Annotated in this window: 18 protein-coding genes; 17 read left to right on the forward strand and 1 reads right to left on the reverse strand. The window is 46.5% G+C overall.

What is annotated here, in order from left to right:
- The first annotated feature begins 10 nt into the window (after positions 1 to 10).
- The 13 genes from strainIA91_RS01605 to strainIA91_RS01665 all read left to right on the forward strand — a co-directional run bounded on the left by strainIA91_RS01605 (position 11) and on the right by strainIA91_RS01665 (position 15,055).
- Positions 11 to 2,467 (forward strand): YfhO family protein, encoded by a 2,457-nt coding sequence (locus tag strainIA91_RS01605; protein ID WP_400167349.1) that lies wholly within the window; start codon positions 11 to 13, stop codon positions 2,465 to 2,467.
- A complete protein-coding gene (locus strainIA91_RS01610; RefSeq protein ID WP_400167350.1) occupies positions 2,460 to 3,749 on the forward strand; it encodes a glycosyltransferase in 1,290 nt (429 codons plus the stop codon). Before strainIA91_RS01605 ends, strainIA91_RS01610 begins: the two co-directional genes overlap by 8 nt.
- Before the next feature lie 22 nt (positions 3,750 to 3,771).
- A complete protein-coding gene (locus tag strainIA91_RS01615) occupies positions 3,772 to 4,752 on the forward strand; it encodes a D-glucuronyl C5-epimerase family protein (protein WP_400167351.1) in 981 nt (326 codons plus the stop codon).
- Positions 4,752 to 6,692, forward strand: coding sequence for an asparagine synthase (glutamine-hydrolyzing) (gene asnB, locus strainIA91_RS01620; protein ID WP_400167352.1), 1,941 nt, complete (start codon positions 4,752 to 4,754; stop codon positions 6,690 to 6,692). Before strainIA91_RS01615 ends, asnB begins: the two co-directional genes overlap by 1 nt.
- A gap of 8 nt (positions 6,693 to 6,700) precedes the next feature.
- A complete protein-coding gene (locus strainIA91_RS01625; protein ID WP_400167353.1) occupies positions 6,701 to 7,333 on the forward strand; it encodes a PIG-L deacetylase family protein in 633 nt (210 codons plus the stop codon).
- A gap of 10 nt (positions 7,334 to 7,343) precedes the next feature.
- On the forward strand, positions 7,344 to 8,393 hold the full coding sequence (locus strainIA91_RS01630; RefSeq protein WP_400167354.1) for an ATP-grasp domain-containing protein: 1,050 nt from the start codon (positions 7,344 to 7,346) through the stop codon (positions 8,391 to 8,393).
- Positions 8,394 to 8,414: 21 nt separating this feature from the next.
- Complete coding sequence (locus strainIA91_RS01635; RefSeq protein ID WP_400167355.1) at positions 8,415 to 9,257, forward strand: LysR family transcriptional regulator; 843 nt, start codon at positions 8,415 to 8,417, stop codon at positions 9,255 to 9,257.
- A 69-nt stretch (positions 9,258 to 9,326) separates the two neighbouring features.
- Positions 9,327 to 10,373, forward strand: coding sequence for a hypothetical protein (locus strainIA91_RS01640; RefSeq protein WP_400167356.1), 1,047 nt, complete (start codon positions 9,327 to 9,329; stop codon positions 10,371 to 10,373).
- A gap of 12 nt (positions 10,374 to 10,385) precedes the next feature.
- Complete coding sequence (locus tag strainIA91_RS01645; RefSeq protein WP_400167357.1) at positions 10,386 to 11,351, forward strand: ABC transporter substrate-binding protein; 966 nt, start codon at positions 10,386 to 10,388, stop codon at positions 11,349 to 11,351.
- Between the two features lie 17 nt (positions 11,352 to 11,368).
- On the forward strand, positions 11,369 to 12,160 hold the full coding sequence (locus strainIA91_RS01650; protein ID WP_400167358.1) for an ABC transporter permease: 792 nt from the start codon (positions 11,369 to 11,371) through the stop codon (positions 12,158 to 12,160).
- Positions 12,160 to 12,921, forward strand: a complete 762-nt coding sequence (locus strainIA91_RS01655) for an ABC transporter ATP-binding protein (protein WP_400167359.1) — start codon at positions 12,160 to 12,162, stop codon at positions 12,919 to 12,921. Before strainIA91_RS01650 ends, strainIA91_RS01655 begins: the two co-directional genes overlap by 1 nt.
- A 68-nt stretch (positions 12,922 to 12,989) precedes the next feature.
- On the forward strand, positions 12,990 to 14,069 hold the full coding sequence (locus strainIA91_RS01660; RefSeq protein WP_400167360.1) for a glycosyltransferase family 4 protein: 1,080 nt from the start codon (positions 12,990 to 12,992) through the stop codon (positions 14,067 to 14,069).
- A complete protein-coding gene (locus tag strainIA91_RS01665) occupies positions 14,066 to 15,055 on the forward strand; it encodes a sulfotransferase family protein (protein ID WP_400167361.1) in 990 nt (329 codons plus the stop codon). The genes strainIA91_RS01660 and strainIA91_RS01665 overlap by 4 nt, the downstream gene beginning before the upstream one ends.
- Here strainIA91_RS01665 and strainIA91_RS01670 read toward each other — a convergent pair.
- Entirely contained in the window at positions 15,035 to 15,697 is a 663-nt protein-coding gene (locus strainIA91_RS01670; protein WP_400167362.1) for a sulfotransferase domain-containing protein, read from the reverse strand. The genes strainIA91_RS01665 and strainIA91_RS01670 overlap by 21 nt on opposite strands.
- Before the next feature lie 138 nt (positions 15,698 to 15,835).
- Between strainIA91_RS01670 and strainIA91_RS01675 the strand changes: the two genes are divergently transcribed.
- From strainIA91_RS01675 to strainIA91_RS01690, 4 genes are all read left to right on the forward strand, one after another.
- Positions 15,836 to 17,284 carry a lipopolysaccharide biosynthesis protein gene (locus tag strainIA91_RS01675; RefSeq protein ID WP_400167363.1) on the forward strand — a complete coding sequence of 483 codons (1,449 nt, stop codon included), beginning with the start codon at positions 15,836 to 15,838 and terminating at the stop codon, positions 17,282 to 17,284.
- A gap of 78 nt (positions 17,285 to 17,362) precedes the next feature.
- On the forward strand, positions 17,363 to 20,353 hold the full coding sequence (locus tag strainIA91_RS01680) for a sugar-binding domain-containing protein (RefSeq protein ID WP_400167364.1): 2,991 nt from the start codon (positions 17,363 to 17,365) through the stop codon (positions 20,351 to 20,353).
- A gap of 46 nt (positions 20,354 to 20,399) precedes the next feature.
- The gene (locus strainIA91_RS01685; protein WP_400167365.1) at positions 20,400 to 22,661 is read left to right on the forward strand and encodes a patatin-like phospholipase family protein; all 2,262 of its coding nucleotides are present in this window, start codon (positions 20,400 to 20,402) and stop codon (positions 22,659 to 22,661) included.
- A 22-nt stretch (positions 22,662 to 22,683) separates the two neighbouring features.
- Complete coding sequence (locus strainIA91_RS01690) at positions 22,684 to 23,385, forward strand: LiaF transmembrane domain-containing protein (protein WP_400167366.1); 702 nt, start codon at positions 22,684 to 22,686, stop codon at positions 23,383 to 23,385.
- Positions 23,386 to 23,408 lie beyond the last annotated feature (23 nt).

A 23,408-nucleotide genomic window follows, 5' to 3' on the forward strand; every position in this document is an offset into this window, starting at 1 on the left:
CGGGGGTACCATGTCTGATAAAAACGTGCAACCGGCTGCATGGGAAGTGTTGAGCGGGAAAAAATCCCTTCTGGCGGCAGTGATTATTCTGCTGATTCCCCTGATCATTTTGTATGCAGAGTACATATTTAATAATGTCCGCCCCCTGGGTGTGGATTCAGTGGCCTCTGTTGCCAGTACCCGGAATTATCTGGAGTGGGAAAAGGAAAGCGGTGAAAGAGCTTTGTGGAATCCCAGTTTTTTCTGTGGCATGCCCACCTACCATCGCATTACACCTCCATTGCTCCATCCGGATACGCTTGTCAAATTTTTAGGGAAGTTTACCTACCTTTATTTCTGGTATTTCCTTTTGGGGGGCCTTGGGATGTTTGCCTTGCTCATATCCCGGAAAATCCCCTGGTATGCCGCCGTGATTGTGGCCCTTGGGTTTATTCTGCTGCCACACTGGCAGTCCCTGATTCATGTGGGACACTATAGCAAACTCCGGGCTTTTATGGTGATGCCCTGGCTGATTCTGAGTTTTCAACTTTTAGTGGATAAACGAAAGTGGTATACCGTAGGCGTGTTTGCCCTTATCTTTTCCTGGATGGTACGAACCCAGCATATTCAGGTTGTTTTTTACGGTATTCTCATCCTTCTTTTTCTTTACCTGATCCCTGTTTTAAGGCTGCTTTTTCGAAAAGAGTATCGCTTGTTCGGAGACCTATCCCTTAAAATCGTTGTGGCAGTCATTTTAACCGTCTTGGTTTCAGCCCAGCCTTTTATCAGTCTGCATGAATATACGCCCCATTCAACCCGTGGAGGCAATCCCCTTCAAATTGGCCAGGAACAGGCCTCGGCCACCCGTGCCAAAGGTGTCAGCCTGGATTATGCCACACGCTGGTCTCTTGCCCCTAAAGAAATCCTGAACTTCTTCTTTCCCCGTTTCTTCGGCGGTATGTCCTCGGAAAAATATGACGGGAATGCCTATCCCCGTCTGAAAGGACAAAACCTCCCGGGCTATTGGGGGGATATGCCCTTTACCCAAAGTTACGATTCCATGGGTTTTCTGCTCTTTCTGTTAGCACTTATCGGCATTATCCGATATTATAAGCTGGGGCAGGTGAAATCCCTGACGATTTTTGCCGTTTTTACCGTGCTTCTGGGATTCGGTCATCACCTGATGCCCCTTTATAAACTCTTTTTCTACTATTTCCCCTACTTTTCCAAATTCCGGGTCCCGGTGATGATCATCAATATGACCTTTATAACGCTGTTGGTTCTTGCCGGCTATGGTTTGAAAGCCCTTTTTACTCCCAGAGATCATGAAAAAGATTATCTTGAACCCCTTGTCTTCGGGGGTGGGGTGGCGTTTATCCTTCTTCTGCTTTTATTTCGGGGACAGTTTTCGTACATGGCTCCGGGCGAAGCGACCAGGTATCCCGGTGAAACACTGGGAATTCTCAAAGCGGTCCGGAAAGAGATGCTTACCGGTGAATTACTCCGGGCTTTATGGATTACCGTGATTGCCGGTTCGGCTGTCATGGCATACCGCTTTAAAAAACTGGCAAAATTTCCCCTGGCCCTGATACTTTTGGGACTTGTTTCGGTGGAACTGGGGATTATCACCGGGAAAGCCTATGATCAAATTCCCCTGGGAAATGAAAAGGTCATGGAACGGCGCCAGTTTTCCGATACGGATATTACCCGGACGCTGGAAAAAGCTCCGGACGGATACCGGGCACTGGTTGTGGGGCAGGGATTTCAGAATAATCATTATGCCTATTGGTATCCATTGATTAACGGGTACAGTGCCATAAAACTTCAGACGATTCAGGATGCCGTGGATCACCTTCTGTTTGAGGGGTCCGGCCCGGCCCGGCTGAACTGGAATGTGGTAAACATGCTCAACGGCCGGTATATCATTGCTTCCGGGCAGTTGGAACACGCTTTTCTCAAACCCCTGGCTGTCGATCAAAGCCGGAAGGAAATCCTTTATGAAAACTCCCGGGCTCTGCCGAAAGCCTGGCTGATTCAAAGACTGGAAAGGATCGATTCCTGGGAAGAGGCTGTCCGGAACATGAATGGCGGGGATTTTAATCCGGCCGCCGTTGCCTATGCCCTGGATACAGAGGGAGATTACAGTGGAGATGGCACGGTCCGATTGGAATCTCAAACCCCCAATTCACTTACCTTTTCTGTTAACATAGCGGAAAAACAGTTTATGGTGATTTCCGAAATGTTTTACAATAAGGGATGGATTGCTGAATATCAGGGGAAACCCCTGCCCATATACCGTGTAAACTATATGCTCCGGGGGGTTGAACTCCCGGCCGGGGAGGGAACCCTTCAACTGCGCTTTAATCCACCGGCATATCGGCAGGGACTTGTTGTGAGTTGGATTGGTGTGATGATCGTGTGGATTTTGATCGGAGGTGGATGGTGGCTTGAACGAAAACCACATGGTGAGCCGGAAACTCATGCCTAAAGTCCTGATGATTACATATTACTGGCCGCCAGCTGGTGGACCGGGTGTGCAGCGCCTGGTGAAATGGGTGCACCTTTTACCTGAATACGGATGGGAACCTCTTGTACTCACGGTGAAACATGGTGATTATCCTGCCTTAGATCCGGGACTTGTCCGGGAAATTCCACAAAACTTAAAGGTTTTCTACACGAAAACCGTAGAACCTTTTGGTCTGTACAAACGGATGACAGGAAAGGGAAAAGAGGATAAGATTCCGACCTATGTGCTCAGCCGGAATGATAATGAATCGCTGAGTCAGAAATTTTCCCGATGGATACGGGCCAACTTTTTTATTCCCGATGCCCGGAGAGGGTGGAATCCTTTTTTAAAACGAGCAGGACGCCGGATAATCCTCCGGGAAAAACCGGATGTGATTCTCAGTTCATCACCCCCTCACAGCCTCCAAATTGCTACGGGAAAACTGGCACGGCTCTTCAGACTCCCCTGGATTGTGGATTTACGGGATCCATGGACGGAAGCATTTTGGGAAAAAGATCTGAGCCGGACAGTCCTTTCCGAATGGCTGAATCGCCGCTATGAAAGGCAGGTTCTGAAAAAAGCAACGGCCGTGATTACGGTGAGTCCCGGCCTGGTGGATATGTTTAAACAAAAAGCTGAAAACCACTATCATGTGATCCATAATGGATTTACATGCTTGAATGGGCCGGCGGAAGCCTCTTCTTCTTTTACGATTTTGTATGCAGGCACCCTGAGTAAATTTCAGGATCCTGGTCCTTTGCTGGAAGCTCTCCTTCTGCTGCCGGATAAGTTATTGAAAATGATGAAATTACGGTTTATCGGAAAGGTTTATGACGCCCATAAGGTACAGATTGAGCACACCTCACCGGTTCCGGCAACCTTTGAACCGTATATGCCCCATGACAAGATGATGGAAGAAGCCCGTTCGGCGGCTTTGCTCCTGAAAATCCAGGCACAGAGCGGTTATTCCGACAAGAGCATCGGGGCGAAAATGTACGATTACCTTGCCATGCGAAAACCGATTCTCGTGATCGGAGGTAAAAGAGGCGTCATTGAATCCATGGTGGCCGGGACCGGAAGCGGTGAGGTCTTTTCAGAACAGGATGTGCCAGGTATTGCAGACTTTTTAACCCGGTGGATACAAATTTTTGAGAAAGAACCCGTCATTTCTCTTCCCGTTGTGGAATCCCTGAACCAATATAAAACCCCGGAAAATGTCCGCAATTTGTCTGAGATCATGTATAAGGTGACTCAGCGTGGCTAAACGTTTGCAAAAAATTGGATTTATGCTGAATAAGTTTCGGCGGGATATTGTAAAAAAATCCCCGCCATTTACCATGTCAACAGACCTTTTTTCCCATAAACTTGGTGAATTTTATTTTCTTTTTGAGGATGACCCCAAAAGACTGAACCGGTTGATCAGCGGATTTGATGAAAAGGGGATTCCTGTAAACAGAGCGTATATCGACGTGGAATCGCCCCGCTCCCATTATTACCCCATTTCCATTGGTCAATATGCCCTGGCCCGTTTTAACCGTTTTATTCACAGTGGAGACCCTGCCGTTTCTGAGCATTTCCTTCGTATTGCCGATTGGTTTATTGAACAGGCCGAGCGGGATGAAACCGGTGTTTTCTGGCTTACGGATATTCCCAAACCGGAATACCGGGTAACCAAACCCTGGAAATCCGCCTTTACCCAAAGCAGGGCGCTCTCAGTCCTTTTACGGGCATGGCAACTGACATCCCATGAAAAATACCTGGCGCTGATTCCGGGAATTCTCGACCTTTTCTTCGTGGATATCCGGGATGGCGGAGTGGTGGCGGATTTATACGAAGGACTTCCCTTTTACGAAGAGTACGTGGCGGCAAAACCCACACGGGTGCTGGACGGACACAATTTTTCCCTCCTGGGTCTTTTCGATGCATACCGGGCGCTGCCGGAAGATCTCTTTCACGCTGATAAAATCAGGGCAAAAGATGCTTTTGATGCCGGAATTCAAACCCTGATCAAACGATTGCCCGATTATGATATGGGATACTGGATCCGTTTTAACCTGTGCGACCTGGATCATTATCCCAGGACAGATCCCTGTTCGGTGGGATATTACCGGCTGATTCTGAGTCAGCTTCAACTCCTGGAAAATCTCTCCGGCCGCCGGGAATTGAAAACCTACAGGGAACAGTTCTTACGCTATGACCGTATGGATTATATGATCCGAATGTATGGAGATAAAGTGAAAACATTAAAAAAACTGGGTCGCATCTGATGTGTGGGATATTAGGTACCGTTGAAGCAGGAGGGACTTCTCCCAAACGCTTTCAGCAGATGCTGGACCTGATCCGTCATCGGGGACCTGATGCTGAATCAACATACAGGCATGGCAATGTGACCCTGGGACACCGGCGTCTGGCCATCATTGACCTGAAAACGGGAGACCAGCCGATTTTTAATGAAGATCACTCCATTGCTGTCATCTATAACGGGGAAATCTACAATTACAAAGAGATCCGGGAAGAGCTGAAAGCCCTGGGACATCATTTTTGCACAGAATCGGATACGGAAATCCTGGTCCATGGCTATGAAAGTTGGGGGACTGACTTTTTCCATCGTCTGAATGGCATTTTTGCCTTTGCCATTCTGGATCAAAGACAGGATTCACTGATCCTGGTACGGGATCATTTTGGCATCAAACCCCTTCACTATACCCATCAGAACGGTCTTTTTGCTTTTGCGTCAGAGCAGAAACCTCTGCTCCTCCATCCCTCCACTCCCCGGGAATTAAACCTCCAGTCTCTTCACACCCATCTGAATCTCCGCTACACACAAAATGACCAGACCCTTTTTCAAGGTATTTACCGTCTTCCACCGGCACATTATCTCGTATATCGTAACAAACAAATCAATATACATAAATACTGGGAATTGACACCGGAAATCCGGGACGATATGACTGAAAACGAAGCAGTAGCCCATTTGCACGAATATCTGCGTCAGGCTGTAAAACGCCAGCTGATTTCCGATGTACCCCTGGGGGTGTATCTGAGCGGCGGCATGGACTCATCGGTTATTGTCCAGAAGATGTCTGAATTGGGTGTTCCGGATATTAAGACATTCACCCTTGGTTTTAATGAACCCACCGATGAATTCCCTGATGCAGAACGGGTTGCCCGCCACTTCAACACAGACCATCATACCCTGAGCCTGAGCATGGAACCCCTGAAAATGTTTCCGGAAGTTTTGTGGCATGCCGAAGAACCGAAAATCAACCTCCTTCAGGGCTTTAATATGTCCGCCTTTGTCAAGCCCCATGTATCAGTGGTTCTTGGCGGACTCGGGGGAGATGAACTTCTGGCAGGTTATGATATCCACCGCTTTATCTATCCCCTGAACCGCCTTCACAACCGGATCCCCGGATGGATGAAAAAAATCGGGGATATCAAATCCCGGATTCTCTTCAGGATGGAACAAAATACCGGGGTTTTACGGCTGGATGAGTACCGGCGGGGGCTTCAGATGCTTCTGGCATTGGGACAAATAGAAAAATATTATCTGATTCTGAGGAATGTGTGGGACTATGATAATCCTATGTATGACCAGATTTATCACAGGGGCATGGCTCAACAGATGAGGGCAGAGTCTTTAAAGGTCCACAAAGCCTTTGATCCTTTTTTCCAAAAGGTAAATCACATGTCTGCCCTGGATCAGGTGCTTTTTACGGAATTTCATACCAAGATGGTCAATGACTACCTGCTGGTGGAAGACCGGATGAGTATGAGCCATTCCGTGGAAGAGAGGGTCCCCTTTCTGGATCTTGATTTGGTGCAGTTTGGTTTTTCTGTTCCGGCTGGATTGAAAATGAAGGGAAACCGGACCAAAGACCTGTTTCGGAAAGCCATGGAACCCTATTTGCCGGAAAAAATCACCCAAAAGAAGAAATGGGGGTTTACCGTCAATCCCTATCTCCAGTTCAAAAAAGACCTGAAGGATGTCTGTGAAAAGGTCTTAACCCGTGACATTGTGGAAAAGCAGGGCTTGTTTAATTACGAATACATTCGCAAAATACTGGATGCGCCGCCCCATCCCCGCCTCCGTTGGCATTATAATTTTCTGTGGGTGATCATGGGCCTGGCGGTGTGGCAAAAGATGTTTATCGAGAGTGATGCTTTTGCAGAGCGTCATTTTGATTTGGAATCCTACATGAATTGAGGGAAATCATGAAGACAGCAAAACGCATATTGATCCTGGCTCCCCATACAGATGACGGTGAATTTGGATGTGGGGGGAGTATCGCAAAATTTCTGGAAGACGGAGCGGATGTATATTATGCCGCTTTTTCCACTGCCAAGGAATCGGTGCCCCCGGGTATGCCGGAAAATATTCTGGAAATTGAAGTGAAAGAAGCCACGAAACGACTGGGTATCAAACCCGAAAATCTTCTCATCTACGGGTTTACCGTACGGAAACTCAACTATGTCCGCCAGGATTTACTGGAAGAAATGGTTCGCTTAAAACAGGATTTAGACCCGGATCTTGTCTTTATGCCATCCCCTCATGACTTGCACCAGGATCACAACACAGTGGCCATGGAAGGGCAGCGGGCATTCAAACAAACGACCATCCTGGCCTATGAAATCCCGTGGAATCATATCAACTTTGAGACACGCTCTTTCATCCGGCTGGAAAAACGGCACATTGATAAAAAAATATATGCTTTGGATGCATACAATTCCCAAAAAATGCGCAAGTATGCCTCAAAAGAATTCATTATGAGTCTTGCCACCACTCGGGGTGTGCAAATCGGGTGCGACTATGCCGAATGTTTTGAAGTCATCCGGTACATCATCTGACAGGAAAGCCATGAAACCTATCCGTATTTTGCTCACAACAGTCGGTTGTCCCGGAGGTGTGACCATGATCCGGGCCCTAAAGGAACATGGAGAACGGCCGGTTCAAATTATCGGGACAGATATGAATCCCCTGGCCGCCGGACGCTTTTTCAGCGATGTTTTTTACCCTGTCCCTGCCGGGAAGGATCCTGCCTATCCCGATACAATCCTTCACATCGCCCGGAAAGAAAAAGTGGATCTGATCCTGCCCCAAAGCTCCTCGGATGTGATGCCCCTGAGTCCCCTCCGGGACGATTTCCGTCAGGAAGGTTTTCCCATCATGGTCCCTAAAACCGAATCGGCGGTTCCCTGTGACAGTAAATCTGCCATGAATGCCTTTTTTGAAAGGAGTCCGGTCCCCCTGCCGGAAACACGAACCGTGAACACGGTGAAAGCTTTCAGAAAAGCGGTCCTGGATCTGGGCTATCCACAAAAACGTGTCTGTTTTAAACCGGCCGTGAGCAAAGGATCCCGGGGGTTCCGTATCCTGGAAGCCGGAACGGACCGCTTGAATATGCTGTTGCAAAAACGGATTGAAGATACCACCTTTACCCTTGAAGCGTGTGAAGAAATCCTGGGGCAAACCCCAAGGTTTCCGGACTTGCTGGTATCAGAATTTCTGGAGGGGACCGAGATAACCGTGGATTGTTATTGCCGCAACGGGGAGGTTTTGTTGGGATTTACAAAAACTCGTGAGGCCATGAAAGCCGGCCTGGCTATGTTTTTCAGGAATCAGGATGCCCCGGAATATATGGATTATGCCCGGGATATTGCCCGACGACTTCAATATGACTATTTTATCAATATTCAATTCAAAGGCGGTAAACTCATGGAAATCAATCCACGGGTTTCTACCTTTGTCCACCAGGAGAATTTTAATATTCCCTGGACAGCTGTCAAACACGAACTTGGACTCATCTCTCATAAAGATCTTGTCAGGATGCAAAAGAATCTTCGATCAACACGTCAAAGCGTCCGGTATTATGATCAGGTGTTTTATGATTCAGATGACATGGAATGAGTCTGCCCAACCCGGGAGCGCATGATGGATCTGCTGGATCTGAAAATTTTTAAGCAGCTTTATATACAGTGTAATATTTCTGCAGTATCCCGTTTTTTATATTTATCCCAGCCGACCATCAGTTATCGTCTGAATAAACTCCAGCAGGAACTGAATATCACCCTGTATGCTTACGATGGGGAATATCACTTTACACCTCAGGGAAAAGTATTTTACGAATATTGTGAACGGATACTCAGGGATCATGACGAGCTGGTAACCCGGCTGGAAGGTATGAATGATTTTACCGTTAATCTGAGCACGGTGGCCACGTATCTCTACCTTGAACCAATTTATAAACTGCTTCATGAAAAAGGCCTTTTCCCCCGTATTCATACCTGCCGGTCTGATGAAGCCATTCGGAATATCATCGATCATCAGGCGGATGTGGCAATTGTCGGGGGGGTGAATATGGAGCTCCCCAGGCATATAGATGTCATCCCCCTGAAAGATGAGCGGATCGTTCTGGTTTACCACCAATCCCTGAGTCATGATATCCGTAAAATTCCCCTGGTGATCGATCAGAAGGATTCAGGTATTCATGCTGTTGTCCTGAACTATCTGGAACAGTTTGAACAAGTGAACATTGTCGCCGAAATGGGAACCACCGCAGATCGCCTGGCCCTTATAAATCATGAACCTCTTGGACTTTTTATCAATGAAACCTATCTGAAAGACATACAGGACAGGTATCCTCATATTGTGATTTCAGACACCTATCAGATCCACCGGAATATTCTGCTTTTAGCCGGTGAATCCTCCCGCTATGGGGATATCATCCACACACTTATCGAAAAATTAAATAATCTGTCCCCTTCCCATTAAATAATTGGAATTTTATCCCCCTTTAATTCTCTCTATACTCATTCAAATTAAAGTAGGAGGAGACTATTCATGAAAAAAATGCTGCTGTGTTTACTTGCCGGGATCATGCTGACAGGTTATGCCCGCGCTGAAATCAGTCTGAGCGGTGATACCTGGATGCGGCCCCGTTTTGATTTGATCACGTATAAAGATGCCGATAGGAAAATCACAAGCCGGACCGGAGATGCCTATTTGCAGTTCAGAACACGGTTGAATGTTGATGCTGATTTAAAGAACGGCTATTTTGTAAATCTTCAGTTATCCCACAATTCCCAGGCGTTCTGGTCCAAAATGGGAGATGGTTCGGGACTTCCTTCTGTATCGTCGGATGGATCCGCCCAATCGCCTTCAGTCGATTTCACCCAGCTTTATGTTGGGAAAAAGGGAGATTTGGGATTTGAACTGGGTCGGCTTCCCCAAAGCGGAAACACCATCTGGGATATTCATTACTATCCTACACGGGTTGTGGATATTCCGTTTCTGATTTTCAACAACAATGCCTACACCGGTTTCAGGGTGAATAAAAAACTGGGGGAAGGACAGGCCAGGGCTTATTTTTCCGTGGATGAAAACCGGACCAACCTGGAGGTCTACCTGGATGGCGATTCAACCATCACCAATCGGGACGGGATGACCTTTGGAGCCGATTATGCCCTGAATGTGGGTTCTTTGGAGATTGTCCCCCATGTTCTGTGGAGTACCAAAAAAAGCAATTACAATCCTCTGACGGCCGGAGCGGTTGTATCTGGCAAGGTCTCCGGATATTCTGTGTGGGGTGAAGCCGCTATAACCGTTGAAGAATTTTATGACGGATGGATTTGCCGAATCGGCATGAAGGGAGAAACCGGCCCTGGCATCTTTCGGGGATTTCTGGATTACAGCCAGGTGACTGACAACTGGGACAATACGACGAATCACCTTTATAGCTGGTTGGAGTATAAAATCACAGTACACAATTCGGATGCCGGATCGGTAAAGATCCGTCCTACCTGGCGCCGGCAGTGGAAAGGAAATCCGAATGACACAAAATATGCCCGGAACAAAATGGAATGTTTTATTGAATATGCCTTTAAATAAGGGGGTGACAGGATGAAAAAAACAGCATTATTGTTACTGATGCTCTTGCTGGGTTTATCTTTGCTTTCCTGTGGCAGGAATGTGGATAAGAACCGGGTTGTCGTTGCCCAGCAGTTTGGATTGGGGTATGCGCCCATCATTTTAATGCAGGAACTGAATCTGATTGAAAAATATTATCCCGATGCACAGGTTGAGTGGGTGCGTCTGGGGTCCGGTGGGGCCATTCGGGAAGGGATGGCCGGTGGCAACATTGATGTGGGTAGTATGGGTGTTCCGCCCTATCTGATTGCCTGGGCCAAAGGCTATGACTACAAAATCATTTCCGCTTTGTGTGAGATGCCTTTAGGACTTCAAACATATCATGAAAATGTTAAAACTTTAAAAGATATCAAACCGGGGATGAAAATTGCGTTGCCGTCGCCAGGATCCATTCAGCATATTCTTCTTTCCATGGCTGCGGCAAAGGAACTGGGAAATCCCAAGGCTCTGGATCAGAATATCATCGCCATGGCCCATCCCGACGGTGTCAATGCCTTGATCAACCAGGTGGAAATTGACGGACATTTTACATCACCACCCTATATTTTCAAGGAGCTGGAACAGGAAAATATCCATCAGGTGGTTGATGCCCGGGATGCTTTTGGCAGTGATTTCACCTTTTTGGTGACAGCTGCCACCGGTCAATTGAAAAAACGAAATCCCGAGCTGTTCAACGCTGTTTACAAGGCGCTGGAAGAAGCCATCAATATGTTGAATGAGAATCCTGAAAAGACTGCAGAATATGTGGCACCGGTATTAAATTTGGACCGGGAAACATACATGAAATACACCACCTGGGAAGGAGTCCGTTTCAGTACAAATCCCCATGGTTTGCTGACATTTCTGGATTTTATGAATGAAGCGGGATATGTGGACCGAAATACGGAGAATGTAAAAGACCTGCTTTGGGAAACGTTGGATCCGGCCAGGGCAGATTAAGAACGGAGTTTGTACACATGCTGAAATCGGAAATACGGGAACGGCGCGTTACCGTCATCACGAAAGTCTTGTTTATTTTGATACTATTTTTTCTCTGGGAATATCTTCCGGTGTGGACAGGGCGGGACAAACTCTTTCCGCCCCTCTCCCGGGTTCTGGAATCCCTGTGGAAAAATCTGACGACCGGCGAATTGCTTCAGCACATTAAATTTTCCCTCTATCTGATTTTCAGCGGTATCGGCCTGGGCATCATTCTGGCGTTTTTCCTCACAGCCTTCTGCATGATCAGTAAAACCTTTGCCCGGATCATGGATGTGATTGTATCCATTATGCATCCGTTACCGGGTATCGCTCTGTTGCCCGTTGTCATGCTGCTGGTGGGACTTGGCGCTAAGGCTATTATTATCATCATCATTCATTCCATTCTTTGGCCCCTAATTGTGAATTCCCTGGCTGGATTCCGGGCGATACCGAAAATCCAACTGGAACTGGGACGGAACATCGGCATGAGTGAGTTTCGCCTGATATGGGCTGTGATGATTCCCAATGCGTTTCCCTACATCTTATCCGGACTGAAAATCGCCTGGGCCCGGAGCTGGCGTGCCCTGGTATCTGCCGAAATGGTATTCGGTGCCTCCGGGGTAGTCGGCGGACTCGGTTGGTTTATCTATAAAACCCGCTATTTTATGGATATCGAAGCGGTCTTTGCCGGATTGATTTCAGTGATTATTATCGGTATGCTTGTTGATGAGTTCCTTTTGAAAACATTGGAAAATAAAACTGTGAAGAAATGGGGGATGAGTGTCTGATGAGTAATCTGCTTGTACAGGATCTTGTAAAACAATACTCCCTTGAAGGAAAATCTTTTACGGTGCTGGATAAACTCTCCTTTTCCGTGGATTCCGGTGATTTTCTCACCATTCTGGGTCCCTCGGGATGCGGTAAAACAACCCTCATCCGCTGTATCTGCAGTATTGAAGAACCCACTTCGGGAAAAATCCTCCTGGATGGAGAACCTATCAGCGGTATCGGTCCGGACCGCCTTATGGTGTTTCAGGATTTCAACCAGCTGTTCCCCTGGAAAACCGTTATTGAAAATGTCATCTATCCCTTGAAATTAAATAAAGTATCGGGGGACATCAAAACGCTGACACAGCGGGCTGAAGAGTTTCTGGACCTGGTTCACCTTTCGGCTTTCAAACATGCCTATCCCAATCAGCTCTCCGGCGGCATGAGGCAACGGGTGGCGATTGCCCGCTCTTTGGCACTGAATCCTAAGGTCCTGGTGATGGATGAACCCTTTGGCGCACTGGATGCCCAGACCCGCTCCATCCTCCAAAAAGAATTGAAAAGCCTGTGGCGGAAATTTCAAACAACCATCATTTTTATTACCCATAATGTTCAGGAAGCGATTCTTTTGGGCTCAAAAGTGATGGTTCTCTCCTTAAGCCCGGCAAAAATCAAATATTACGAGAAAAATCCCCTCCCTGAACCCCGTATGCCCGAAACACCGGAATTTATGGCGCAGTGGCATACCCTCTATGATCAACTGGATACCCGGCGTTACTAAAGAGATTTCCTCAATAATGCCGGCTAATAATACTGCACTTTTTCTCTACTGACATGTAAATTCCCCTTATGGGTGTTCATCGTTCGCACAAGCAGGCCGAAAAGGGTAAAGAAAGTCCTTCACTTTGCTTCATTGCTCCACGGTATGAATATGAAAGTTTTTTAATTATTCAGGATGTGGGTATTTTGCGACATTTTTTTTCGGTCCATGTTTGCCGTTTTAAATCGGCTGCCGGTTTTCGAACCGTGGCAAGTATGATAAAGCAACTTTTTCAATTGCCCCTTCCCACATATCGCAGCCAGGCCTTGTTTATATGGTTTGCCGATTATCACGCCTTGATTCCCATGATACTGGGGCGTCTTTTCCGTAAGCCTGTATTTCTGGTCCTGGGTGGATATGATACCACATGGCTGCCGGAATATGCGTATGGTGTTTTTACAAATCCAGTTCGCACCCGAATCGTCCGTTTTTTATATCAAAAAGCTGCCTTAGTGTTGCCGGTCTCGGATTATGCCGCTGCCGAATCGAAAAAGAGAGGGGATTATTCAGGCCGTGTCATCTATAATGCCATCGTATTTCCGGATGTTCAATTGGAAAAACTAGTACCGGAAAAAAACCTGATCCTGACAGTGGGGTATTGCAATACCCGTCGACGGTATTTCATAAAAGGATTTGATCGTTTTCTCCAGATGGCCCGGATGAATCCTGACAATCCCTTTCTTATAATTGGTATGGAGCCGTCCTTTAAGAATGGGCTTTCAAATTTACCGGATAACCTGACAATTCTGACCCCCCAGCCACACAAAGCCCTTACCGAATACTATGAAAAAACATCGGTTTATTGCCAGTTCTCCCGTTTTGAATCCTTTGGCATGGGAGTGGCGGAGGCATGTGCCACTGGAGCCCTGCCCCTGGTTTCTTCTGCCGGAGCCCTGCCTGAAATGGTAAACAACAATACGGATTATATCATTGAGGATTTTGATGATCCGGAAGAGGGCCGGCGGAAAATTCAGTCGCTCTATTCCAAAAACTACAATAAGCGTGAGGAATGTATCCGGAAACTCAAAGAAAAATATAGTCTGGAAGTCCGTGAAAATGCCTTAAAATCAGTTTTTATTGAAAAAGGTCTTCTGCCGGAGGATATATGAAAGGTCCCCTGTTTATCCTGGGTCTGCATAAATCCGGAACGAGTCTGGTCCGCAGTCTGCTGGATGGTCACCCTGCCCTGACCGTGTTACCGGTAGAAACCCATCCTTTTCAGCATTTTGGATATGAAATCCATTACAACTACCGGCGGCAATTTGCTGAAAACCGGAATCGGGAAGATATTATCCGGCATTGCAGGGACTGGATCCACCGGAGCAATACTGCTGATGATCCGCTTACCGATTCGGTGACCCTCAATCTGTTTGATGAAACATGTTTTGCTGAAAAAATGGCTGATATTTCCGGTAAAACGGATCATAGAGCACAGGATTTTACCCTTTATTGGAATGCCTTGTATGCATCCTGTCATCAGGGGAGAAATATTCCGGAAGATACGTGGCTCTGTGAAAAATCAGTAGAACATGCTGAGTTTGCCGCGGAGCTGAAGTATCTCTACCCGGATGCCGTTTTTATTCATATCCTGCGAAATCCCTATGCCAATATTGTCAGTCTGCGCCGGTTTAAAGATAAAACAACCCGTTTTCCCAAAATTGACCGGGTGATTCAAACCATGGACAACAGCTACTACTATTTGCTTAAAAACATGAGAATGCTGTCGGATTATCATGTGATCCGGTATTGCGACCTTGTTTCCTCTCCCCGGGAAACACTCACAATGCTCTGTGAAATACTGAATATCCCGTTTCAGGACTGTCTTTTATATCCCACTCTGCTGGGAATGCCCTGGGAAGGAAACAGCACCTCAGGCGAAAAATTTGCCGGGGTATCCTCCACTCGTCTCACAGACTGGAAAAAACAGATATCTCCCTTGGAAATATCAATTATCAATACACGATACAGGGCTTTACTTGAACTCTTTGACTATGATCAATTTTCGATGAAAGGAAGTAAGTTCAGGCCTGTAAAAGGAGAAAATCCGGTTCGGTATCTCTATAACCGGCTGATTTTAAATCTTCGAAGTATCTAAACGTTTAGAACTCTCTGAGTACATCCAGTTCCAACGGGTTCCCTTTTGAATGATGGTGTGTAATCCTTTGTCAGAAACACCTAAAAATTTGAAAGCAGAAGACAGTGTTTTTTCCGGATCCTGAATCAAATCTTTGTACCGGATGACCATGGTGTTTTCCCGCTCTTCCAGGATTTCTTTCGTATGATATGCCTCGTCCAGGGTCTGTTTGATTTCATTTTCTTTCAGCCGGCGTTTCCATTTAAAGAGAAAAAAGTACCGTTTTATAGAACCCCGGCGGGTCATGCTTTCAGCGTTTTTCTTCCGGTCCCAGACAATAAACAGGATTTTAAGATTGGGAATTTTCAGATAATCTTTGATTGCATAATACGATAATGGGAATCGCTTCCGTACCCCCAGACGTTTCAAAAGTTCTGTCAGGAGATTCTTTTTGGTTTTTAGCTGAATCTGATTGGGGACACAGAGCTTATTTCCCACAACCGGTTTTCCGATAGCCGTTGTCCAGGTGTTTCTAAAATCTTCACTGCACAAGGCAATGTCAGGATGAGCCCCTACCAGACTGGCAAGAATGGATGTCCCGGACCGGGGTGCCCCCAAAATCAGGACATGCGTCCTTTCGGTCTGGCTGTCGCGATTCAGCATATTCGTCATGCAGAAATCTACCATTTATGTGCGAAAGTAACAATTGTTCATAAACCTTAAGACTATTAACCTCTGGAAAAAAATTGTATTTTATGTTCCTGTAAATGATGATATGAGATGTTAAACAACCTGAAATACATGGCGAAACATTCCGGCATCTATATGATCGGGAATGTATCGTCCAAACTGATCGGACTCATATTACTTCCTCTCTATACGTCCATGATCCGGATCTCCGATTATGGGTTTTATTCTCTTTTTGATGTATCTATTCAATTTTGTCAGGGATTTTTACACTTTGGACTCCCCAATGCCCTTTTCCGGTGGATGAATCTGGAAGTGGATGAGGAGAATAAAAAAGCAGTCTTCTTTACAGCATATACGTTTACGGCCCTGATTGTTTTTCTGATGATGCTCCCTCTCTATTTATTTTCCGGTTTTCTGGCAGGGGGGATTTTCAGTAATCCGGGTATGAGCATATATTTTAAACTCAGTGCCGTTATCATAACCCTCTCTGTATTAAATATGATTCCCCTTTTTACGCTGAGAGTTCGGGAGAAATCCCTCTATTACGTCGTTGTGGCTGTTTTGAAATTTGCCCTCCAGCTTTTGGTCACTGTTCTGATGATTGTCCGCTTTGAAAAGGGCATTCAGGGAATTTTTTGGGGACAACTGGCGGGTGAGCTGCTGGCATTTTGTCTGATGCTGCCCTTTGTGATGACACAAATATCTTTCCGGTTTATGCCCGGAACCCTGAAGGAGATGATCCGCTTTGGTTTTCCCCTCTCTTTTTCGGGCCTGGCAAGCCGGGTTTTAAATATCGGCGATCGTTATGTTCTGGGTTTTCTTACCACTCTCGAAATGGTGGGTGCCTATGATATCGGTTACCGGATTGCCAATGCCGTGGATATTATTTTCATTCGTTCATTCAATAATGCCTACCAGCAAATGATCTGGAAGCATGTCCGGGCTGACAATATCCGGCGCATCATTCGGAAATTTCTCAATTATTTCCTCTTTGTCTTTCTTTGGATCATTCTGGCCGTCTCAGTGTTTTCCTACGATCTGGTCAATTTGATGACTGTCACCTATGATGAATATCTGGCAGCTTCCGTCATTATCCCCACGATTCTATTGGCTCTGGTCATTCGGGGTATGGGTTTTATTTTTAAACAGACTCTCCAAATGGCATCCCGAACGGCGGTCATCGCTACCATTACGATTACCTCAGCCGTGCTGAATATCGGACTGAATTTTTTGATGATTCCCTGGTGGGGAATGCAAGGGGCAGCCATGGCGACTTTGTTGTCATTTCTTGTGTCTTCAGGCATCAGCGCCTGGCTCAGTGAAAAATATTTTGAAACCCGTTATGAATGGCTGAACATGGGTAAACTGTTCCTGTCGGCTGCCCTGATTTATCTTTCCATACACTGTCTGCCGGACCTCTCTCTTGTGTCAGACATCCTGGCAAAACTTATCCTATTGTCTTTATTCCCCCTGATTCTGTATCTCTTACGCTTTTATGAATTCCGTGAAATTGAGACCCTGAAAAATATGCTGAAAAAACAATCACGAAAAGGAATGTAAAGAAATATCATGCAGATCCCTTCTGCCTGAAGAGGGTTTCTGCTGCTCTTTTACAGGGAAGACATGTATATTTACAAGATGAAATACTTTATAAATCACAAGATATTCCGGTTTGGATTCCTTTTGACCGTGATGCTTTTTGCGGGCTGTGAGTACGAAGCTCCGGAAACTGAGAATCTCACATCACTGGGGCCGTATCCCGGTTCTAGAATTCTTGGAAACGGGACATTTTGTTTTTCCGCTTCAGGATATCCGCGAAACAGTGAAGAAGTACCGGGTATTCAAACGCTGTACGTGAATGATTACACCCGGAATTTTGTAAAATCAATTCGACTGGAATTAAAAGGACTCCGGGATGCTGAATGGATAGCTTCCACCAGTGACCCTTACTTTGCTGAAGCAACCCAATGGGAAGCAGGTCCTCTGAATGCTGTAACACGTCTGTACGCCCTGCCGGATCCTGACATGAAAGTGATTGTCTGGGAAGGGAGTATTGTGAATACTGCCCGGCGGAAAATCTCTTTCAGGATTGAACCGGTTTTTGAATTTGCCCGCCCGAGTGCTGCTGATTACGGCGAAAAACAGGTCCAGTACCTGGTGGATGAACTGATACTGACTGCCGGTTTTACCGATGCCCGGGATACGGATGTGGATGACGGACGATTCAGCCGGCCTGTAACCTTAGCCCCTTCGGAAGATCACCGGTTTTCCCTCCTGATTGTGATATCAGAAAACCAGCTTCAGGGGCAACAGACCTGGGACACCCTGGCCGTCAAGGATTTGCGCCGTTTTGCCCGGGAAGGTTGGGACGCCTGGCTGGCAGAAGGGGTGGAACCTTCTTTCCAGTCTCCGGAGGATTCCCTTCGTTTCCGGACGAATCTGCTCTCTGTAAAAGCCCTGAATCTGAATGGAGCGGTCCCGGCGGATATTACCGGCCAGTTTGTGACAAACGACCTGCCTCAGCTCTATCCCCGGGATGCCCTGATGACGGCCCGCATGTTTCTGGAAACGGGACACCTTCACGAAGTAAAACAAATTCTGGATTATTGGGCCAATGTTCCCTTTAAGTCGACAGGTGAATGGTTTGCCCGTTATGATGCCTTCGGCCGAGCCACCGAAGGTGGAAGCGGTGCCCGCTACGATGTACCGGAGTGGGACAGTAACGGCTATTATACAACTCTTGTTTATGAAGCTTTTTTGCAACACCGGATCTGGATTGGAGACTTTAAACTGGTCCGGGATCTTCTGACTTTTGTAGAACTTCGGTTAGGACCTGACGGCCTGGTTCATGAAGGCGGTATTGTGGAATGGCCGGGGAAACTCCCCTCTACAAATATGTCCCTGGCAGCTGCATTTAAACAGGCTGCCTTCATGGCAAAATGGCGGAATCAGAAACAACTGGCCCGCCGTTGGGCTGCCGTGGCAGAACGGATGGATGAGGGACTTGCCAGGCTCTTTGATCCCACGGATAAGGTTTACAAGGATATGAGGGATCATGCTTTTTCGTGGAATACATCCGCCCTTTTCGGCTGGATCTGGGGCTATGAGGACCACCTCCGCCTCCAACTCAGTGCGGAATACTGGTGGAATCATTGCAGGAAAACCGGTGACGGCATTCAGTATTTCGATGGGGAGGGTTATGGAGATGACCTCTTCGGCTTTACCACGGGTGCCCTTGCCCAATATTATGCCGCCCAACATCGTAAAGAGCGCTATCTGCTGCTGAAAACCTGGTTTGACCGGAACAGTAATGTATATGGACTCATCCCCGAACGGGTTCACTATCCTGAGGATGATGAGAAAATCAGTGAAGCCTCACCCCTCACGTGGTGTTCTGCAGAATATGTGATGGTTTTAGTGGAAGGAGCACGGCATCTGATGATCAGTGAGGATATCCAGGCCACAGAACGCCGGGCCATCAAGCTCTGCCAAAATGCCGTCTCTGCCCAGATTCCCTTTCAGGATACCCTGACCCGCCGGGAATGTCTGGATTATCTGAAGGATGTTTCCTTCTGGTGGGATAATTTTATCCGTGAAAAAGAAAAGATTAATGCACTCTTCGGAGCCGCATCACTGAAAAAGCATGGCATCACCCTGGCCATGGATCCCTATCCCCTGGAATTGATCAGTCCCAATGCCTTTGATATTCCTTTTCGGCTGACCATGAAAAAACCAGTCCAACGTGTCAGGGTTCAGGACCGTTATGCAACCCGCAACTGGCGCATCAGAACGCCCCGGGTGAGTGAAGGAGGAATCCATACAGTACGCGTCATGCCATTTATTCCCATGCCTGTAACAGATCATTATGGGTATTTCCTTTTGGAATGGCTTTTTTCCGTTGAGGATATCACGGTGCCCCTTTCTTTTCCAGTCCATTATCAAATCCTGGCTCCTTATAAAATAAGTCTGAAAGATACCCTGGTTGTGGATGATCCTGTCTTTCAAATCTTTAACAGATCCAAAGCCCCGTTGGAAATCCTCTGGATGGAAGATACCCTGGCGCAAACCCATATTTTTCCCCCTGATTATCAAGACACATTTGTGATTACTCTTTCGGATTCAGGCGCTCCACAGGATAGTATGAATTTGATCATTCTCTTTGGGAATGATGAACATTTTGAAAAATTCAACTGGATTCCATGCCGGGAAGTGGACCTGAGTGAAGGCTGGGAATTCAGTCCGGTTCAACAGGTGAATCAGTGTTTCAAGCTACGCCGTGATGATTCCTTATGGTTTCCCGTTCAGGTCCCTGCAAACTGGGAAGATGCAGGATTTCCGGATTTGGATGGCACATTCTGGTACCGGCGGTATTTTTCATTGCCTGACAGCCTTCATGACACCCGTATCTGGCTGGATATGGGAGCCGTAGATGATGAAGATGAAACCTATATCAATTGTGACAAAGTCGGGTCTACTGCCGGCTGGAATCTCCCACGACGCTATCTGATTTCTCCCGGTAAATCCCGAATCGTGTGGAATGTAAAAAATACCCTTCTGATGAAGGTGACGGATTATGGAAACGGTGGAGGAATTCACAAAGGTCCGGTCCGCCTGCTGATCGAAAAATAGCACGATTCTATTTTTCTGTTGTGATGATACCTTACATGTGATAGACATGCCGAATTCATTCAAAAAAATCTCCTTGAAACAGATGATACCCGGCTTTCTGGGAATTCTGTTTTTTGCCGGTATTCTATTTGGAAATACAAAATCTGATTTTCCCCGGATTGGTCTGGTTTTAAGCGGTGGCGGAGCAAAAGGCATTGCCCATGCCGGTGTGATTAAAGCACTGGAAGAATATCAAATTCCCATCCATTGTATCAGCGGTGTTAGTGCAGGAGCTTTGGTCGGCGGGCTTTATGCCTCGGGATGGCAGATTGATCAGCTCTATGATTTTGCCCGTTCCGGCATTGGCTGGGACCTTTTTGCCGGAATTCAGGATCGCCGGGATATCCCTATCGAAAACCGGATCGATGCCCTGCCGGAACAGGTGAATATTTTTCTTGATGAATCAGGTAGCGGTTTGTTGCCTATGGGACTCCTCTCCAACCGGGCAATCAAGCAGTACCTCCAAATTCAATTGCTACCGGGACAGGTTTATTCCGGTGGGCATTTTGATTCTCTGGCCATTCCACTCAGGGTGGTTGCTTCCGATATGATTTATCAGAAAGCCACTTCGTTTTCTCATGGAAACCTGGCAGAAATTATTCGAGCTTCAATGGCATATCCCATTGTATTTGAACCGGTCTTTCTGGATTCTACTTTTTACATGGATGGGGGATTTTATAATAATTTACCCATTCAGGAAGCCAGGGACATGGGGGCTGATTTCATTATTGCCGTGAATACAAGTGATATCCCCCCCAAAAAAAGTGAAATTGTAGATGTTGGAGATGTTTTTACGTATCTGAATAATGTCTTTGCCGCCCGGAGCGATTCCGATGCAGTGAGCGGCTACGATTATTTTATTCAGATCAACAATCCGGATGTCATGCTCTTTGATTTTCTGAAAGGGGAGGAGATCTTTCAAAGGGGATATGAAGCCGGTGTAAAAGCGGCCCGTGAAATCCGGGACATGCTGGATACCCGTTGGGATACAGCCACCTTTCACCAGAAACAGTCACGAATCCGGACCTGGCTGGACGATAGAAGAGGATACCGTGTGGAAATCCGGGGAAATGTACGGTTTACCTGTCAACAGATTCAGAACCTGATGGCCTATCAACCAGGGAGTCCATATTCTATAAAGATGCTGAAAAATGATATGGACCGTCTGTATGGCAGCGGATATTTTAATTCTATCGATGTTGGAGCCTATGAAATAAGTGGGACGGATTCTATTCAATTTATCCTGTCGGTGACTGAAAATACCGACCACAGTGTTCAGGGCGGGTTCTATTTTGACAGCAATGCCGGTATGAATGTGTATGTAGCCGAGTTGAACAGGCAGCTTTTTAATACCTCTCTTTTTCTGAAGAATTATCTCTTTGCCGGGAATTACCATATTGGCGGAAGATCCAGGCTGACAGGCATCCAGTCCCTTAAATTTCCCTTTATTAATCTCCGGTTTACCCGTGCTTTCCAAATTTCAGCCCATCGTTATCAATATGACACGAACCTGTTTGATTCCCGTTTTATCCGGAAGAATGTGGTTAATGCGAGTTTGACAGCATCTGCATCTCTGGGGTGGGACAGACTGATTCAACTTGAATTCGGCGGAGTTTATGGAGAATATTTACCCTCCCAGGCTTCCATTCAGGATTATATACGGCGATTGAATACGGATAAACCGTATATTTATGCCATGTTTCGCTATGTTGAAGACATGCGTACGCGACTGATACCCATGGAATCGGGATACTCTTTTGATATGAGTATCACAGGGGGAAGGTCTTTGGTTGAGGAATTCCATCCGGTGCTGCAATTACATGAATATGCCGCCTACTTTTTAAAGGGGGAATCAGAGCTCAGGTTTGGAATTCCCCTGAGCCGCCGGATGGGCTTGTTGGCAAACGCCCGGTACGGCCATGTTTTCGGGTATCCACCGATTCTTGAAAATATACGGCCGGAACATACGGAGCATCTCCGGTATTTTATGGGTGAAGATTTACTGACGACAGATTTTATCGGAGGATCACTGGGGGCAGTTTACCATACCTGGATTGATAATGTGTGGTTTAAACCTCAGCTTTTTGTCCGTCATAGCACATATCGTGTATGGACGGATGTGGAAACTTTCGATAAAACCCTGGATTACGGCATTGAACTTTCTCTGCTCTATGACACCATACTTGGACCGGTCACCTATGGATTTGTTTTTCATAAAGAGGATAATTTTGGTTTAAATTCATGGGCCAGGATAGGCATTGAATTTTGAACGTTGTAAGGAGGAATAAGCGATGAGTAAATCTGTTTTTTCCCAAAGAACCGTGATTGCTGTGGTTTTGATTGTATTAGCCGGCCTGATTTTTTTCAACAACATTCTGGACTGGCATCTTTTTTCATCTCTGAGCCAGTGGTGGCCTTTGCTGCTGATCTTCTTTGGCTTATCTCACCTTGTGTCATCCCATGGGAATAAGTCCATGGGGACGGTGATTTTGATTCTGGGTGTTGTTTTTCAATTGATTGCTTTTGACCGGTTGCATTTCAACTTTTTTGATCTTTTCTGGCCGGCCATATTGCTGGTGATTGGATTGAACCTTCTGAAAAAAAATCCTGCCGGAAAAGATGTGACTGTCAAAGGTTCAAAGCAGGAAACAAATGTTCTGGATCTTTTTGCCATTTTCAGTGGATCCAAACACAGCTTTATGTCCACTGATTTCAAAGGGGGAAATTGTATGGTCCTTTTTGGCGGGATGGAAGTGGATCTGAAAGATGTAAAAACGGAACAAAAGGATGTTGTCATCAATATCACGGCTCTTTTCGGGGGTATTGATATTGCTGTTCCCAAAGGATGGAAGGTCATCACCCGGGGAACACCTCTTTTCGGGGGATTTGATGATGAACGGAAAGAAATTACTCCTGACACCGATGCGCCGGTTTTGGAAATCCGCTATTTTGTTATGTTTGGCGGAGCATCGGTTGTGGATGAATTAAAATAAGACGAAACAGGACGTTGAGGGGA

The organism is Candidatus Neomarinimicrobiota bacterium (assembly GCA_041154365.1).
GTDB classification, from domain to species: Bacteria; Fidelibacterota; Fidelibacteria; order Fidelibacterales; family Fidelibacteraceae; genus Fidelibacter; species Fidelibacter multiformis.

Excerpts from the sequence above, each read along its gene's own strand:
- strainIA91_RS01655 (WP_400167359.1), top strand. The coding sequence starts at position 12,160 with ATGAGTAATCTGCTTGTACAGGATCTTGTAAAACAATACTCCCTTGAA.
- strainIA91_RS01650 (WP_400167358.1), top strand. The coding sequence starts at position 11,369 with ATGCTGAAATCGGAAATACGGGAACGGCGCGTTACCGTCATCACGAAA.
- strainIA91_RS01610 (WP_400167350.1), top strand. The coding sequence starts at position 2,460 with ATGCCTAAAGTCCTGATGATTACATATTACTGGCCGCCAGCTGGTGGA.
- strainIA91_RS01690 (WP_400167366.1), top strand. The coding sequence starts at position 22,684 with ATGAGTAAATCTGTTTTTTCCCAAAGAACCGTGATTGCTGTGGTTTTG.
- strainIA91_RS01685 (WP_400167365.1), top strand. The coding sequence starts at position 20,400 with ATGCCGAATTCATTCAAAAAAATCTCCTTGAAACAGATGATACCCGGC.
- strainIA91_RS01675 (WP_400167363.1), top strand. The coding sequence starts at position 15,836 with ATGGCGAAACATTCCGGCATCTATATGATCGGGAATGTATCGTCCAAA.
- strainIA91_RS01605 (WP_400167349.1), top strand. The coding sequence starts at position 11 with ATGTCTGATAAAAACGTGCAACCGGCTGCATGGGAAGTGTTGAGCGGG.
- strainIA91_RS01615 (WP_400167351.1), top strand. The coding sequence starts at position 3,772 with ATGCTGAATAAGTTTCGGCGGGATATTGTAAAAAAATCCCCGCCATTT.
- strainIA91_RS01670 (WP_400167362.1), bottom strand. The coding sequence starts at position 15,697 with ATGCTGAATCGCGACAGCCAGACCGAAAGGACGCATGTCCTGATTTTG.
- strainIA91_RS01645 (WP_400167357.1), top strand. The coding sequence starts at position 10,386 with ATGAAAAAAACAGCATTATTGTTACTGATGCTCTTGCTGGGTTTATCT.
- strainIA91_RS01625 (WP_400167353.1), top strand. The coding sequence starts at position 6,701 with ATGAAGACAGCAAAACGCATATTGATCCTGGCTCCCCATACAGATGAC.
- strainIA91_RS01665 (WP_400167361.1), top strand. The coding sequence starts at position 14,066 with ATGAAAGGTCCCCTGTTTATCCTGGGTCTGCATAAATCCGGAACGAGT.
- strainIA91_RS01635 (WP_400167355.1), top strand. The coding sequence starts at position 8,415 with ATGATGGATCTGCTGGATCTGAAAATTTTTAAGCAGCTTTATATACAG.
- strainIA91_RS01660 (WP_400167360.1), top strand. The coding sequence starts at position 12,990 with ATGGGTGTTCATCGTTCGCACAAGCAGGCCGAAAAGGGTAAAGAAAGT.
- strainIA91_RS01640 (WP_400167356.1), top strand. The coding sequence starts at position 9,327 with ATGAAAAAAATGCTGCTGTGTTTACTTGCCGGGATCATGCTGACAGGT.
- strainIA91_RS01680 (WP_400167364.1), top strand. The coding sequence starts at position 17,363 with ATGAAATACTTTATAAATCACAAGATATTCCGGTTTGGATTCCTTTTG.
- asnB (WP_400167352.1), top strand. The coding sequence starts at position 4,752 with ATGTGTGGGATATTAGGTACCGTTGAAGCAGGAGGGACTTCTCCCAAA.
- strainIA91_RS01630 (WP_400167354.1), top strand. The coding sequence starts at position 7,344 with ATGAAACCTATCCGTATTTTGCTCACAACAGTCGGTTGTCCCGGAGGT.